We start from the raw sequence: 15,920 nt of genomic DNA on the forward strand, positions 1-15,920 counted from the left end.
AGCTGCTTTTGCGTAGGCTTTTTCCTTGAAGGGCCGCGTTTCTTCGCCATAATGATCTGCCCATTCCTTTCGTAGATCGTGATTTGCTTGCCGAGAGAACCTCGGACAAGTTGCATGAGGATATTGTCTTTAACAATGGCCATAAAAAGGTCGTTTTGAGGTTAGTAATACAAGTTTCCTGTATCGTTTCTCAAAGGTACGTATAAGGATACTAAATGGACATCAAAATATCATTTAAAGGTCACTTCAATATCGATTTGATATATAAATGACCTTTAAATACCCTTTTGGTGACATTATAGTAAGCTTGTATGAAGCCTATAGAAAGCCTATCAGAACACTTCAGAAGGATTAACTATACGGGCGGAGGTTATTATCAAGGGAACTCCGAAAAGTGGAAAGTGGAAATTAATGGTTACCAGAAAAAGGGCTACTTATCAAAACTTCTTAAGAAAATCACTTATAAGACTCAACACTTCATTAAAATTTGTTTCAAGCACCCAATGGCTACCATCGATAAGATGAACCTGGGCATCAGGTAAATCTCTCTTGTAACATACCGCCTCCTCTGCATTAAAGAACGGATCATATTTTCCCCATATAACAAGGGCACGGGGCTGATGAACACGGAAGTACTCCTGATAGGCAGGGAACATTTTCATATGATGTTGGTAGTCACAATTCAATTCATATTGCATGTCGATATTGCCAGGCCTTTTCATCGACTCCCAATCAAGTGTCCATAGTTCAGGGCTTATTGTTGGCAGCAATTCTTCAGGTAGGCCAGCAGTGTATTGCCATTTTACGCCTTCCTCACTTAAGAATGCATAGAGTTCATTCTTTTTTTCAGGAGTGGGGTTCTCCCAGTAGGCCCTCATTTCATCCCATATTCCATGAACACCCTCTTCGTATGCATTGCCGTTTTGCACAATTATTCCTTCAATCTTTTCCGGATGGTGTAAGCATATTTGAAGGCCGACAGGAGTTCCATAGTCGTGAAGATAGATAATGAAAGTCTTTAGGCTTATCTCATCCGTGAACTTGTTCATATGAGCTCCTAAATTCCTGAAAGAATATTCAAATTGATCCTTATCTGGAAAAGCGCTGAATCCAAATCCGGGGAAATCCGGAGCTACCAGATGAAATCTGTCTGACAAAGCAACCATCAGATTTTTGAACATTAAGGATGAGGTCGGGAAACCAGGTAAAAGTAGGATGGACGGATTTTTCCTATCTCCGGCCTCACGGTAGAAAATATCAATACCGTCAACTTTAACGGATCTGTTAAAAATTTGCCTGCTCATATTTCTGTATTGGTCAAAGACTGTGCCTCAAGTCCGCAATTACCCCCTATCTTAGTCTCTATTCCCCCCGTATCGTCGCGTGAGGATGGTCTATTTTTGGAACACAACTATTTTAACTATGAGAAAATTACACATGAAGATGTCAATGTCTCTCGACGGTTTTGTTGGCGAGACTAATGGGAATGTTGACTGGATCTTTAAGACGGGTGATGCGGAGTCGAAAGACTGGTCTGTAGGACAAGCACAGGAAGCGGGGATGATTATCATGGGCAGGAAGTCGTTTGAGGGAATGGCGCCTTACTGGCCGACTTCGACAGATGTCTTTGCGAAGCCGATGAATGAAATACCGAAGGCGGTCTTTACCAGAAATGGATTTAAAGGCGTTGATCTGGGAGATGATAAGTCACCTGCGGCAGCTTCCTGGAAGAATGCACGGGTCTTTGATGGAGATCTTGCCGAAGGGATCAGGGAACTCAAAGCTGGGGAGGGAAAACCAATTGTAGCGATCGGGGGCGCCGAATTCATGAGGAGTCTAATAGCAACGGGGCTTGTCGACGAATTCTACCTGGCTATCCATCCGGTGATATTAGGAGGGGGATTGCCGATCTTCAATGGTCTTGCGACACCGCTCTATTTGAAGCTGGCTGATGTCAAATCATTTCCAGGTGGCACCACCGTGCATGTCTATCGCTCTGCGTAAGTACCAGAATATGTTTCAGGCTGCTGGTTTCAGTTGCTGTTTAAGCGCAATCTGTTCCTGAAAGACAAACACTTCTACATCTTTTTATATTCCAACGGATCAGAAGTTAATTCTTCCTCCGACTATAGTTCTAGTATGAGAATAGGTATTAAAATAAAAGCGTGCTTTCTGCTGCTATCAAGTGCTTTTTTCAGCGGTAGCTCAGAAGCACAGTCTAAGTACGATTCTCTTCTGAAAATGACTGTATATACGTTTGTAGAAAGGCCTCCTGTTTTTCCTGGTGGCGAGGAAGCTTTAGCCAGATTTTTAAGTAAGATAGATTATCCCAAAGTGGAAAAGGATGCAGACATACAGGGGAAGATATACTTTTCATTTGTTGTAGATACTACCGGAAGCATACTTGATAAACGTATAGGTAATAAAAAGGAGAGCCAGTATACAAATTTGGAAAAGGTGGCGTTAGCTGCGCTTGATAAAATGCCAAAGTGGAAACCAGGAGAGCAGGACGGGAAGAAAGTGGCGGTAAGGTTTATAATACCGATGTTTATTGGCTGGCAGGAATAAATTGGATCTTACTAAAGATTAGGCCATCTATTTGCAACGTTATAAAAAAGAAAAGACTTGCAATAATGCAAGCCAGTTCTTTCCGCCAATATTATTGATCTATTCAATTCTAAGATTATGCAGTAACCGCTTTCCCGTAAGTAGCAGGATATAATTTCCTGAACATAATGTAAGTCACTGTTACCATAACAAATGCAACAATAGCGTCTGTACCGGCCGCGAAGTTAAGTACACTTAATTTCGAGAAGAAGGCAAAAGTGATATCGAAGAATATGCCTGCAAATACCCACTCTTTTAATCTAAGCAGTTTGTTCGGAGTTAAAAGAACGATAATGCCGGATAGCTTCGCAACACCGAGAATATAGATGAAGTGTGGAGGATAACCCAGTTGTACTGTTATGTCCCATACAATCGGATTGGTTGTTAGTTCAAAAATACCGCTTGCTCCAAACCATAAAGAGGTTAATATAACACCTATCCAATAAATTACTTTTGTTGTTTTTGAGTTCATGATCGTTGGTTTTACGTTGTTTGTGTTTGTGATACAAAGATGTTCCAAAACCCGTAGGCGTGCGAGTGGTTTGTCTTGAAGTGGACAAATTGAGGTGCCGGTCAGACAATTCCCGCCGTCACAACCTGGGACTAAACGAAAAACCGCCTCATATAGTAATGAGACGGTCTCTTTATAGTTGGGGTGTTTTTATTTTTGATAAATGCGTGAGTTATTGATAATCCAGGTAATTGAAAAAGAAGGAGCATAACGGTCAATGCCGGTATGCTCCTATCTGCTACACAGCTAAAACTTTCTCCTGTCGTTTCTTAAATTCCGAAAAATTGTATCCAGTCTCTTTCTTAAACAGTTTGCTGAAGTAACAGATGTCAGTGAAACCTAAATCCCACGCGACCTCTTTCATGCTGTTATCTGAATAAGCAGCATGTCTTTTGGCTTCCAGTATGACACGTTGACGGATATGGTGACCGGCGGTATACCCCGTGGTCTTTTTTATAGCCTCGTTCAGATAACTGGGAGTAACGCACATAATGTCTGCAAATTCAGAAACCTTTTTATGTGCTTTGAAGTGTTGGTCGACTAATTGGATGAATCGTTTTGCCTGTCTGTTGTTATGAGTTTGCTGATTAGTTGAAGGGGCGGCATGCGATTGCCTGGACATATGAATGAAAAGAATATTGAGGTACCTGCTTAGTATATCTGAGCTGTAAAGTTGCTGTTGCGAAAATTCCTGGATCAGTTTATCCATGATCGTCTTCATCTCATTACGGATCTCTTCACTGTAACTGACATTTGCTGATTGCATCAATACGAGGAGCAGATCGGCGTGATAAACGGAGTTATATTCCTGGAGAAAAAGTTCATTAAAACGGATGATATATCCTTGTGCATTAAAATCTGCAGTGAACTGATGCAGCTGATGAGGCATGATACCAAATACCTGGTCGCACTTGGGAGAATAAGTTTGCATGTCGACCTTCAGAGAGCAGTTGCCGGAAACGGCCCAGATAATTTCAATGAGGTCATGCGCATGCGGAACGGGGTTATTGAACTGTTGATTATTTTCTACCTGGTCAAAAGTATAGATTTCAAAAAATGGTTTGCTGGTATTCATAACAACGATATTTAAGCGTTAAGGAGGAAGGTTTATGCATGTACCTGCGAAATGGTCATCGCATATTTACAGGTCTTGTACAATGTGGCATAATGAAGATGCCCGTTATATTTTCTACCATTGATGAAGATGGTTGGAGCCACGTCTACACAACTTTTGTTGCCACTTTCATAGTCATTAATGATCTTATGAAAGACTTGTTTACGTCTACGGCCTTCCTCGTAAAGAGGCATTTCAACGCCAATAGCAGATGCTAAATAAGGAAATATGGTACGCGTCAGGCTGGATTGATTCTCAATAATGATATCGTGCATTTCCCAGAACTTGCCCTGTGTTGCCGCTATTTCAGTTGCAATAGCAGCTTCGAGTGACAAGGGATGTTTATCCGGGGCCGGATAATGACGGAATACAAATTTCAGATCTTTGCCCATAGTACACATCAGGTGTTTTATGGCAGGATATATGGCTGCACATGCTGCATTCTGCAGATCTGAATACATCAGCAATTCTACCGGAGCAAACTGGTTACCCTGGTAATGATCACGGACTGCGTTGAATATAGGATGTAGCATAACTGGCGGATTTAGATTTTAATAAATTGTCTGCTAATAGTTGATGTTATAAAACTACCCTAATTGGAAGGTGGGAAGAAGTGACGTTCGCTAAACGGGCAAAAACTGTCGCTATGAGGGGATACTTAAGCGCATAAAAAAAGGACAGCCATTGGCTGTCCCTTTGAATAACCGGGTTAACATTACACCTGTGAGTAAAAATCTTCAGCCTCCTGTAAGGCGTTATTCGTAAATGATTTTAGCATATCGATATGTATCAATAGCGCAGGAGCGACTTCTGTAGCTGATTCCAGTTCATCCAGCGTGGGAAATAAACGCTCCGTCAATCCCATAATAGAAATCGTCGTCTTCATATTATGGGCTGTACTTCTTAATGATTTTATATCGTTATTATGGAATGCAGATTCAAGTAATGCTATTTCCTGTGGCATTGCATCAATGAACTGTCCGGTCACTTTTTTCTCATACGCTTTATTTCCCCGGCTGATCTCTTTCATGTATTCCAGGTTGATGTACTGATAAACCGGCGTTTCCTGTTTATCCTGTATATACTGCCGTTCCTTAATAGAAGAGATAGAGGCAAACCTATTGATAAGCTGATACAGTTCCTTTTCGTTGATCGGCTTCGAAATATATTCATTCATGCCACTACTGAGACATTTTTCCCGTTCCCCCGCCAGGGCATGCGCTGTCATAGCGACTATAGGAACGTCCAGTTGCAGTTCCCGCCGGATGAGACGGGTGGCTGTATAGCCATCTATTTCCGGCATCTGGATGTCCATCAATATCAGGTCATACCGGTCTTTCTTCAGATAGTTGAGCGCTTCTGTACCATTGCCGGCCATGTCGAAAGACAGGTCCCACTCTGTCAGCAGATGCTTCATCAGGCTGCGGTTCATTTCGTTATCGTCCACCACTAATATCTTCACAGAACGGTTGGCTGTGATCTTAAACTGGCTGATATCTACTGTTTCCGGAACCGGTATTTGTCTGGATGCAATTGTATAAGGAATGAAGAATCTGAAGGTGGTGCCTTTCCCCGGCTCACTCTCAACGCTGATATCTCCGTCCTGTAATATGACCAGGTCCTTTACAATTGAGAGCCCGAGCCCGGTACCTCCATATTTACGGGTGATGGAATCTTCGGCCTGATTAAAACGGTCGAAGATGCAGGATAATTTGGAAGGCTCAATACCAATACCGGTGTCTGTAATAGAAAATTCCAGCTGAATAGTGTGGCCGTCACTTTGTTTATTACTGACTGCAATGGTGATCCCTCCTTTCTCTGTAAACTTAAGCGCATTGCCGATCAGGTTAACCAATACCTGTGTCAGACGGGTGGCGTCCCCTACCAGGGTATCCGGAACGGAGGGTGCTATTTCTCCCTGCAGTACCAGCTTTTTCTCTTTCACTTTTTCACTGAAAAGGGTCTGGATGGAGTGCAATAAGCCACGTACACTGAATGGGGTGGCTTCAATCCTTACCATGCCGGCCTCTATTTTGGAGAGGTCGAGAATATCGTTGATGATAGTAAGGAGGTTCTCCCCTGCTTTCTGTATAGAGCCGACGAATTCCGCGGAGCCCTCATCAAGCTTTTTCGCTTTTAACAGATTGGTAAATCCAAGTATGGCGTTTAAGGGCGTTCTGATCTCATGACTCATATTTGTCATGAAATTTTCTTTGATCATCGCTATTTCCCTTACCTTCTTTTCTGATCTGTCCAGCTCCAGTATCAGCTTCTGTTGCTGACGGATCCTGGTCATGACAAACCATAGCATTCCTCCTGCGGTCATCAATATCAGGCAGATGAGGATAATGCCCCAGTTCCTGGCTCTCCGGCTACTCTCATTAATATTATTACTGAGCTCTGTCATAACAGACTGTCGGCTGTCATATATCTTACGTGTAATAGTGCTGATCTCATTTGAGATCTCCCTGGCGCGGGGATTGGCGATCAGACTGGTATCATCCATTCTTCCGGTCCGGAAGAACTCGTGCATCAGCTGGTTTTTATTATGCAGTTTCTGACCTGCCAGAAACTGAAGTCTTTTGATATACGATATAGCACTATCATCAGTATTAACCTGTTTCAGGGTATCGACGAAAGCTTCCACTTCGGCAATTTTGGCGTCAACGCCTTCAATATGAGAGGTGTCGTCAGTGGCAATAGCAGCGCGGATGCGGCTTTCTACCCAGATGATATCCCGTTCAAGTTCACGCAGCTTGTTGCCTGCCTGCAATTCTCGGAGTAACTTTTGGTTTCCTTTGATCAACTGATCTATATTCCGCGAGGAATTATATTGTACAAATGCGAGCACCATTGTACCGGCAAGGAATGCTATCAGAATCAGATATGTAAAGCGATTGTTGTTCATGGTCAATCTATAAAGGTCATTTGCCATCATCATATCCATTGATCCGTTTCGCCAGAGAGGCAAAAACAATAGCCGGATGTCTCCAAAAAGCAGGTGGAGATCATAGTACGTTCATCCGCTTGTTAAGTATTTTACGGTAAGCATCTGCTACCGGAAGGGATTTGTCCCCTATTAGTACGGCTCCATCCTGAAGTGTATCTATTTTGTCAATCGCTACCATATATGACCTGTGGATCCTTAAAAAACGGGCAGCGGGAAGACGTTCTTCCAGTACCCGCAAGGATACGTGTATCGCGAAGAATTTCTTTGCGGTGAATAACTTTACATAGTCGCCCATCGCCTCTGCATACAGGATCTCTTCCAGCTTCAGTCTTCTTACAATATTCGAATCGCGGATAAATATAAATTCATCATTTTCCCAGCGCATCTCTTCTTTATTGCTGTCCAGGATCTGACGGGCCTTTTCTATAGCCTGTATAAACCTGCCGGGAGTGATAGGTTTTACGAGGTAATCGGCTACATTCAGCTCAAAAGCTTCTGCTGCATACTCTTTCTTGGAGGTGGTGAAAATGATCACCGGTCTTTTATTTCCGAGATTTTTTGTTAGCTCAAGTCCCGACATTCCTGGCATTTCGATGTCCAGCAACAACAGATCTACAGGATTCTCCTGTAGATAATTGTAGGCATCCAGCGCACTCCCGCATTCACAGGCAACAACAACACCTTTGATCTGGCTGGTCAACTCCAGAAGCGTACTACGTGCGATGGCATTGTCGTCGATAATAAGTGTGATCATAATAGGTCGAAAAGCTGATTTTTTATGTTGTGTCTAAGATTACTTAATTCCATGCCAATTGATAATTAATTGATTATTAAAGGTATGCGGTTTTTTTATAAAAAATGCATGACGATATATCGTCGTTTCGCCAAGGTCGGCCGTTATTTTGCTATTATAAAGCGATTATCTTTGTCAGTCAATGATTTATACAACTTTGGTTTTATTCTTTTTAATGCTGATATCGTGAATGCCAACAGTACGCCTTTTAGGGAAACATTACAGACCATTGATTTTTTGCTATCTGTCAGTAACGGGATTACTTCAATAAGGGATAAAAAGACCCTCTTAAATGTGCTACAATATAAGTTAAAGGAGGCATTCCTTTTTAAGGATATTGCAATACACCTTTATCCTTTTGAAGGACCGGATGAAATAGAGTGTCTATATACCGGCCGGGATATGGAGAATATGTCCGATCTGTTTGAAAATGAATTTATTGCTAAGGTCCGAAATGCAACGGTACCTCAGATCCTGCATACAGATGCTTTAAGTGTCATTTGTACTCCTATCCGGAATAAGGAGACGATAATAGGCGAATTGTTACTTTTTACCGTAAATGAAGAAGCGTATACTCCGGATGTTCTTTCACTGTTGCAGTTAGTCACGAATCACATATCGGCCGTTATCTGTAATATTCTTGCACAGGAACAAATTGCTGAAAGAGAACAGGAAAGGGCTATTCTGCTATCATTGAGTAATGACCTTGCATCGGTAAGAAGCAAAAACGATCTGTTGCAGATCATCCACCGGAAAATAAAAAAGATATTCCCTATCCGGAATGTGTCCATTAATCTTGTAAATGAGGATAGCATAACATATTCTCAATACCTGGTTGTGACCGAGGATGCATTGCAGCCCGTAAATTATGAAAATGTTATAACCAATAGCTATCCTGTTAATGACGGCTTCTTTAACAAGCTCCTTTATGCCGCAGATCCTGCGATCATAGATCTTGAGGCGCTGGCCGCTACCGGTAGTATTCCTGTTTTCATGAAATTCATGTTAGAAACAGGCATTAAGAAGGCGGTTATTGTGCCTCTTCGTACTGAAGCAAAACAGCTCGGGTTATTTACTTTATTCTTCGAAGAAAAGGTGGTGTTACGCCGGCGACAGCTCAACCTGATCAATGGTATTTCCTATCAGCTTTCCATTGCGCTGGCCAATATTTTTGCCAATGAAGACCTGGAGCAAAGAAATAAGGAGAAGGCCGTATTGCTTTCTATCAGCAACGCTATAGCAACCGTGCGTAATAAGGAACACTTGCTGGATGCTATCAATCCTTTCTTTTCACAATTGTTTCCTTTTTCATACGATCTGATAGGTAGCATCAGTGCAGACGGTAATAAGTTCAATATTGTTACTGCACGTTCAGGGAAACAGGCAGATCCCCTGGCTTCTTTTCAGGAAGGGGACGTCTGGCAATATTCAAGAGAGTACGAGCCTTTCCGGGAAGTTGTAGCATCGCCGCATCCTGTTGTATTCGATTTGGATACATTAATGAAGGAAAGACATAATCCTGACTTTCTGAAGTGGGCATATGTGCAGGGAGCCCGTGAAATGATCATAGCGGCTATTCGAAGCAAAGACAAGATCTGGGGCTATTTTATCTTTTTCTCCCAAAAGAAGAACAGGCCGGACCATAATCAGCTCAGCATCATTCAGTCAATAACAACGCAACTGACTACGGCATTATTTAATTTATTGTCAACAGAGAAGGTGGAGAAACAGCTTCTGGAGATCAGGACCTACAAAGAGAAGCTGGAGATGGAAAATATGTACCTGCAGGAAGAAATAGGAACAGTATATAATTACACTGAAATAGTTGGTAACAGTCCTGAACTGCAACAGGTGTTTCAGGTAATAAAACAAGTATCTCCATCAGACAGTACTGTATTAATATTGGGCGAGACGGGCACCGGTAAGGAACTTATAGCCAGAGCTATTCATAGTAATTCCGGAAGTAAAGGCAAAATGATGGTGAAGGTGAATTGTGCCACGCTGCCTGCTAACCTGATAGAAAGCGAATTGTTCGGTCACGAGAGGGGAAGCTTCACCGGAGCTACAGAACAGCGGATCGGTAAGTTTGAGCTTGCGAACAATGGCGTTCTTTTCCTGGATGAAATAGGCGAATTGTCGCTGGAACTTCAGTCAAAATTGTTGCGGGTATTACAGGAAAAGGAAATAGAACGGATTGGGGGGAAAAAAACGATCCGGCTGAATGTAAGGATTATTGCCGCTACCAACAGGAATCTCTGGGACGAAGTACAGCAGGGAAGATTCCGGGATGATCTCTATTACAGGTTAAACGTATTCCCGGTTGAATTACCTCCTTTAAGAAACAGAAAGGATGATATCCCATTACTGGTAAATCACTTTGTAAACAGGTACAGCCGTAAAACCGGCAGAGAGATAAAACAGGTTACTCAGAAAGTAATGACACAACTGGTGGAGTACAGCTGGCCGGGAAATATCCGCGAGTTGGAACATGTAATTGAGCGAAGTGTTATCATGAATCCCGGACCTGTAATAAAAGACCTTGTTTTGCCATCTGAAACAAAGAAGAGTGGTGTACATATCACTTCTGCCAACAGTGGATTTGAAGTAAAGACAATTGATGAAATGGAGCGCGATTACATTTTAAGTATCCTTAAAAGGTGCAATGGCCGGATTTATGGCGAACGCGGAGCGGCAGCCTTACTTAAGATCCCTCCTACCACCCTGAATTCAAAGATTAAAAAGCTGGGTATAAAAAGAGTGCATGATTAAATAGACGTCATTGTCAGCATTTGAAACGTATCTGACAGTGAGTTGTTCATTGCATTAAACAATGTATTTCTAATCATCCCGCTCGATCTCAGGTAAAGCCATCGCTCCCTTCATTATCGTCACGCCGGCATTATCAACAAGACCTGCACCCCGGTGCATTCTTGTTGCGACCATCACAGTTTCTTGTAAACCGGAGATGAGTGCTGTGTTGGCAATATCGTTGTCTTTTGTTAGTTCAGTGGCCTGAAGGCCGTTTACATAAACCATACAATTAAGAATTTTAATGAACTATTTTATTAGCGCAGGAAGTGCTTGCAAAAGCATGTGGCTTCGCTCTGAATGTGAAGCCCATCCCCATGATGTATCCCATTGCTTCCTTTAATGCATCATTACTCCTGAAGTTGGGATTGGTGTTGATATCGGCATGTACTTCCATATCCACATTATACCTGGTGAAAATGTTACACAGAGAATAAGCCACTTCAATACTCTTTCCTACCTCTACAAGCATCCTTTCTTTGATGCTCATTTTGCGTAGTGTACTGTCGTTATGGATGTACATGAATCCGCCTTTGCCCTTCCGGATAAAAACGATCACAGTGGCAAATTCAGTGACCCTGCCCTTTACCTGGCTATCGGTACCGATGCATACTTTCAGGTCATTACCTGCTTCTTTTTCTGCTGATAACATGTTGCTGATCTCATCAGCTATCGGCATGTTTATCTTTTCACCGTTCAGCCTTCTCCATTTGTAGATCTGTTGCATTGCTAAGTCATATTTTGTTGCATAAGAATTTAAAACATCATTTTGTTTCCAGACTCAGATTCGAACTGAGAACATCACAGTCAAAGTGTGATATGTTAGCCATTACACTATCCGGAAAAACTGTTGACCTGACCGGATTTGAACCGGTAACCTGCTGCGTATAAGGCAGATGCTCTAACCGTTGAGCTACAGATGAATAAAGGGTAACAAACAATAAAAAACCCGGTCGTGATAAACGACCGGGTTTATATGTAACTGATACAAGCGTACGCTAAATCAGACTATAATTTGGTCGTTGAAAAACAGGGAGCAGCTCATTACCTGCATACATCCACGCATAGCTATGGGATGTGCCTGATAACTGTCGTGCACTGATCTGTTTAAATTGTATGGGCGATAATTGTATTTGCATATCGTAAATTCAGGTAAATGAAAAAGCCCCGCAATTGCTTGCGGGGCTTGTGTTATATCGAATCAGTTATTATCAACTATTCTGCAGCATAACATGCCCCGCAAGTGCCTCGCCATAAATCTGGCAGAAGGTACTTTTTGGTTCTATATGTAGCTGTATGCGTGACATGATATTGTTTGTGTTTTGTTTTAACGATGCAAAGATGAAACTATTTTTTCGATAATAACAAATTCAACAGTAAATATTTTTATGAATTTTTATATCTTGTTGAGTTATAACCCTGTGTATAATGAACGATATAATAGCAGAAAAACTGCTGGCTATAGAGAAAGAAAAGAATGTAAGAATACTATATGCCTGTGAGTCTGGAAGCCGTGCCTGGGGCTTCGCTTCACCTGATAGTGATTATGATGTCCGGTTCATTTATGCCCAGCCGGAAGATAGTTATCTCAGTATCGAGGAGAGAAAAGATGTAATAGAATTGCCTGTGAATGAAGTGTTGGATATCAGTGGATGGGATATACGAAAGGCGCTGCAACTATTTCTAAAATCGAATGCGCCGCTATATGAATGGTTGCAATCTGATATTGTTTATAAAGAAAGCACTGAGTTTAGAAGCGAATTGTTCCGGATGGCTGGAGAATACTTCTCAGGGCGTGCCGGGTGCCATCATTATATTTCCATGGCAAGAAATACCTTTGAGCATGATCTGCAGGAAGAGCAGGTAAGGATCAAGAAGTATTTTTATGCCTTGCGCCCGGCATTGGCAGCACTGTGGATTATTGAGAAAAAGACTGTACCTCCTATCACTTTCAGAGAGTTGAGGGTCGCTGTTGATGATAAAGCCTGGAACGATGCGGTGGACGATCTGCTGGCACTGAAGAAGATCTCCGATGAGAAAACAAGGATATCACCACTACCTGTGCTGCAGGAGTGGATAGGAAAAATGATCACTTACTGTAAGGAACAAGCAGCATTCATACCTGCTATACAGCATGATACAATAGCGCTGAATAATGTATTCAGAAAATATATTAAAGTTCAATGACCTTAGAAGCATTACAATCTGGTACACAACACCTTTTATTGAAGTGTATAAGTGGCAGCAGAGCGCAGCACTTGCATTCCCCTGCCTCAGATACGGATATAAAGGGGATCTTTGTATTACCGCCCGGTGAGTTGTACGGATTGACTTATACGCCACAGATCTCAAACAGCACAAATGATGAAGTTTATTTTGAGATAGGCAGATTCATAGACCTGTTGAGTAAAAATAATCCTAACATCATAGAGTTGCTTAGCACACCGTCTGACTGTGTGTTGTTTCGTCATGCATTGATGGATCAAATAAAGCCGGAAGATTTCCTGTCGAAGTTATGTAAAGACACCTTCGCCGGTTATGCTGCATCCCAGATTAAAAAGGCAAAGGGGCTGAATAAAAAGATCCATAGGCCGGTAGATGAAAAACGCAAATCTGTACTGGATTTCTGTTACGTCATTGCCGGAAATGGTAGTGTACCTTTGCAGCAGTGGCTGGATGATCAAGGATACTCACCAAACCAATGTGGTTTGACACAGGTAGCGCATTTCAGGGATGTTTACCTGTTGTTTCATCAGCATCAGATAACGGGTGATGCGTTCCTGAAAGGCATCGTATCCGGAGATGCTGCTAACGACGTACAATTGAGCTCAATTCCTGCAGGCATTCCTCACCTCGCTGTCATGAACTTTAACAAAGATGGGTATTCAGTATATTGCCGGGAATATCTTGAATACTGGGAATGGGTCGAAAAAAGGAACGATGCCAGATACCAGAATACAATGACCCATGGAAAGAACTATGATGCAAAAAATATGATGCATACTTTCCGTTTGTTGAGCATGGCGGAAGAGATAGCGGTGGAGCGCAAGGTAATTGTACAGAGAAAAGACAGGGAATTTCTATTGAAGATCAAGAGCGGGGAATTTGAATACGATGACCTGTTGAAAATGGTGGATGCAAAACTGGAGAAAATGGATGATCTGTATGAGCGTTCCGGTTTGCCGGACGCGCCGGATATAAGTAAGGCAGAAGCTGTTCTTGTAAGTATCAGAGAGCAATTTTATAAACAATAGTCATGGACGGAACATTGCGCCAGGAGATTGGGCAGAATTGTTGCAGTAACTAAGGTTTTACTTCGGATCGATATTTCCTGATGAAGTAGACCATACAGATACTTGTGCCGATTATGCCCGCGCATCCTGTAATCAGCACTAATTGTGTATAGAACTGCAACCAGTTTGCCTGAATGCGGAACAGGGATTTGGTTAGCAGCACTCCTACACTGCCAAGATAACCGAAGGAGTCTGCCAGGTAAATGAGGAATCCGACATTGCCGGAAAACCGGAAGGTGGCAATAAAACGGTCAAACAATATACTGTTGAATGGAATGTAGACCATAAACAACCCTAAACCCACAAGTATCATCCACAAGTATAATGACAACCCCGATTGCAGATACAGCACAGTTGCTATCAGAGAAATGATGAATCCAAGCAGCATAATAATTTGAGTAATTAAAAATGCCTTATAATTATGCTGGATAAATATCATAGAGGCGATCATTACTAAAATGACGAGGGAAATGATAGTCTCCGTCTGGGCGAATACGCTGGCATCAAAGGATTCGCGCGAGGCTCTCCACATATCTGCCATAAAGCTGTCTCTTACTTCTCTTAGTATTGTAACGAGTATATAAATGATGATAAGCATTATCAGGCCTGGAAGAAATCTGGATATGAGTTTTTTTCTTTCTTCTACCGACATAGGTAAGCGCTGCATTCGTTGTGCTTCATCTGCCGCATCCGGTAATGGGATCTTCTCAAGTAAATATACAAATAGCAATAGCGGCAGGAGAAATACGCCACCCACTGTGAAGGGCATCCAGAATTCATTTACGTGAAGGGACTGCATTACCCATTGGGCGGTAGATTTAGCAAGGCCGGAGGCAAATATAAAACTGACAGCCAGGGCTGCACTGATGAGATCTGTAGTGCGCCGCCCTTCAACAAAAGAGAATACAATACCCCATATCATCCCTAATGGAAATCCGTTAAAGAAAAGACACCAGGCATTATAAGGCGGAGGAATGATCGCAAACAGCAGCCAGGCGGCCCAGGATAGCCCCACCAGAAATAATATCAATCGTCCCCTCCCAACTCTTTTCATTTCAGAAATGAACCTAATTCCGTAAAACTTGCTGCTCATATATCCGAATACCTGGGTGATCACTAATACGATCTTATAATCCAGCCCCAGTACAGTATGTCCCTCATATGGCGCTACATTAAAGGCTTTCCGGAAAGCGAAAATGCAGGTATATGCTGCAAAAGCGATCAGAGCAGAAAAAAATGCCACACTAAGCTGGCGGGAAGAGAAACGATTTGGTATTGGCTGATGCAAGGGAACAGGTTGATAGTACCTGTTAAAAATAACAATTAATTGCGCTCCAGGAACACAGCTTTTTCCTGGATCTTTATCTGTTTGCGGAATGAAGATTTATAGGGGCCTGACATCACATCTCCTTTAATTGTAACCAGGTAGCGTTTGGTATGACTATGGCTGGTATTGAAAGTAAAGGTGAAGTGTTGGTCTTCTGTCAGAGGTTGCAGCAATTTGGCCTTACAGGGCAATTCCCTGTAAGAATTGGCCTCGCATCTGCTCTCGTCATTTCTGACTGCAATTGGTATGAGGGGAGTGGCATTAGCCGGTGAAATATTGATTTCGAGATTATTTAGGTACACTGTTTCCCTTATGTCTTCAAAGTTGACAATCACCCTAAGTTCGTTATCGCCACTGATAAGAAATTCGGGCACGGCAGAGAAATAAGGGGTCATTGATGTATAAGCCGCTGCACGATCATACAACACAATAGTATCCAATTTGTAAGCAAACAGGAAATAACCGCAGATGGCTGCAGCGGTCACAATAAAGATGGTAATGCCATATTTTAGCATGT

At 42.3% G+C, this 15,920-nt stretch carries 15 protein-coding genes; 5 read left to right on the forward strand and 10 right to left on the reverse strand.

Translation table 11 applies throughout. The annotated features are described in order from the left end of the window. Positions 1 to 437: 437 nt before the first annotated feature. A complete protein-coding gene (locus tag C7475_RS11885) occupies positions 438 to 1,304 on the reverse strand; it encodes an alpha/beta fold hydrolase (protein ID WP_110053565.1) in 867 nt (288 codons plus the stop codon). A 118-nt stretch (positions 1,305 to 1,422) separates the two neighbouring features. Here C7475_RS11885 and C7475_RS11890 point away from each other — a divergent pair, with 118 nt between their 5' ends. Further along, positions 1,423 to 2,004, forward strand: coding sequence for a dihydrofolate reductase family protein (locus tag C7475_RS11890; protein ID WP_110054049.1), 582 nt, complete (start codon positions 1,423 to 1,425; stop codon positions 2,002 to 2,004). 135 nt (positions 2,005 to 2,139) lie between these two features. Next, a complete protein-coding gene (locus tag C7475_RS11895; protein WP_146217530.1) occupies positions 2,140 to 2,568 on the forward strand; it encodes an energy transducer TonB in 429 nt (142 codons plus the stop codon). A 115-nt stretch (positions 2,569 to 2,683) separates the two neighbouring features. On the opposite strand, the gene C7475_RS11900 is transcribed toward C7475_RS11895, so the two are convergent. From C7475_RS11900 to C7475_RS11920, 5 genes are all read right to left on the reverse strand, one after another. Continuing rightward, positions 2,684 to 3,079, reverse strand: a complete 396-nt coding sequence (locus tag C7475_RS11900) for a DoxX family protein (RefSeq protein WP_110053567.1) — start codon at positions 3,077 to 3,079, stop codon at positions 2,684 to 2,686. 277 nt (positions 3,080 to 3,356) lie between these two features. Beyond that, positions 3,357 to 4,193: a helix-turn-helix domain-containing protein gene (locus C7475_RS11905; protein WP_110053568.1), complete on the reverse strand. Its 837-nt coding sequence runs from the start codon at positions 4,191 to 4,193 to the stop codon at positions 3,357 to 3,359. Positions 4,194 to 4,225: 32 nt separating this feature from the next. Further along, positions 4,226 to 4,765: a thioredoxin domain-containing protein gene (locus tag C7475_RS11910; protein WP_110053569.1), complete on the reverse strand. Its 540-nt coding sequence runs from the start codon at positions 4,763 to 4,765 to the stop codon at positions 4,226 to 4,228. Positions 4,766 to 4,947: 182 nt separating this feature from the next. Beyond that, positions 4,948 to 7,140 carry an ATP-binding protein gene (locus C7475_RS11915; protein ID WP_110054050.1) on the reverse strand — a complete coding sequence of 731 codons (2,193 nt, stop codon included), beginning with the start codon at positions 7,138 to 7,140 and terminating at the stop codon, positions 4,948 to 4,950. A 100-nt stretch (positions 7,141 to 7,240) separates the two neighbouring features. Further along, positions 7,241 to 7,936 (reverse strand): LytTR family DNA-binding domain-containing protein, encoded by a 696-nt coding sequence (locus C7475_RS11920; RefSeq protein ID WP_110053570.1) that lies wholly within the window; start codon positions 7,934 to 7,936, stop codon positions 7,241 to 7,243. Between the two features lie 108 nt (positions 7,937 to 8,044). Here C7475_RS11920 and C7475_RS11925 point away from each other — a divergent pair, with 108 nt between their 5' ends. Continuing rightward, complete coding sequence (locus tag C7475_RS11925; RefSeq protein ID WP_233259829.1) at positions 8,045 to 10,744, forward strand: sigma-54-dependent Fis family transcriptional regulator; 2,700 nt, start codon at positions 8,045 to 8,047, stop codon at positions 10,742 to 10,744. Between the two features lie 69 nt (positions 10,745 to 10,813). Here the strand turns inward: C7475_RS11925 and C7475_RS11930 are convergent, their stop codons facing one another. Both C7475_RS11930 and C7475_RS11935 read right to left on the reverse strand, forming a co-directional pair. Beyond that, on the reverse strand, positions 10,814 to 11,011 hold the full coding sequence (locus C7475_RS11930; protein WP_110053571.1) for a hypothetical protein: 198 nt from the start codon (positions 11,009 to 11,011) through the stop codon (positions 10,814 to 10,816). 13 nt (positions 11,012 to 11,024) lie between these two features. Then, positions 11,025 to 11,510 (reverse strand): ribonuclease H-like YkuK family protein, encoded by a 486-nt coding sequence (locus tag C7475_RS11935; protein ID WP_110053572.1) that lies wholly within the window; start codon positions 11,508 to 11,510, stop codon positions 11,025 to 11,027. Between the two features lie 701 nt (positions 11,511 to 12,211). Between C7475_RS11935 and C7475_RS11945 the strand changes: the two genes are divergently transcribed. Both C7475_RS11945 and C7475_RS11950 read left to right on the forward strand, forming a co-directional pair. After that, positions 12,212 to 12,970: a nucleotidyltransferase domain-containing protein gene (locus tag C7475_RS11945; RefSeq protein WP_110053573.1), complete on the forward strand. Its 759-nt coding sequence runs from the start codon at positions 12,212 to 12,214 to the stop codon at positions 12,968 to 12,970. Continuing rightward, positions 12,967 to 14,037, forward strand: coding sequence for a DNA polymerase beta superfamily protein (locus C7475_RS11950; RefSeq protein ID WP_110053574.1), 1,071 nt, complete (start codon positions 12,967 to 12,969; stop codon positions 14,035 to 14,037). The genes C7475_RS11945 and C7475_RS11950 overlap by 4 nt, the downstream gene beginning before the upstream one ends. Before the next feature lie 49 nt (positions 14,038 to 14,086). On the opposite strand, the gene C7475_RS11955 is transcribed toward C7475_RS11950, so the two are convergent. Together C7475_RS11955 and C7475_RS11960 are read right to left on the reverse strand one after the other, a co-directional pair. Further along, complete coding sequence (locus C7475_RS11955) at positions 14,087 to 15,364, reverse strand: DUF5690 family protein (protein WP_233259830.1); 1,278 nt, start codon at positions 15,362 to 15,364, stop codon at positions 14,087 to 14,089. A gap of 35 nt (positions 15,365 to 15,399) precedes the next feature. Next, the gene (locus C7475_RS11960; RefSeq protein WP_110053575.1) at positions 15,400 to 15,918 is read right to left on the reverse strand and encodes a hypothetical protein; all 519 of its coding nucleotides are present in this window, start codon (positions 15,916 to 15,918) and stop codon (positions 15,400 to 15,402) included. Positions 15,919 to 15,920 lie beyond the last annotated feature (2 nt).

Origin of the sequence: Chitinophaga sp. S165 (assembly GCF_003182155.1) — a bacterium.
Taxonomy (GTDB): domain Bacteria; phylum Bacteroidota; class Bacteroidia; order Chitinophagales; family Chitinophagaceae; genus Chitinophaga.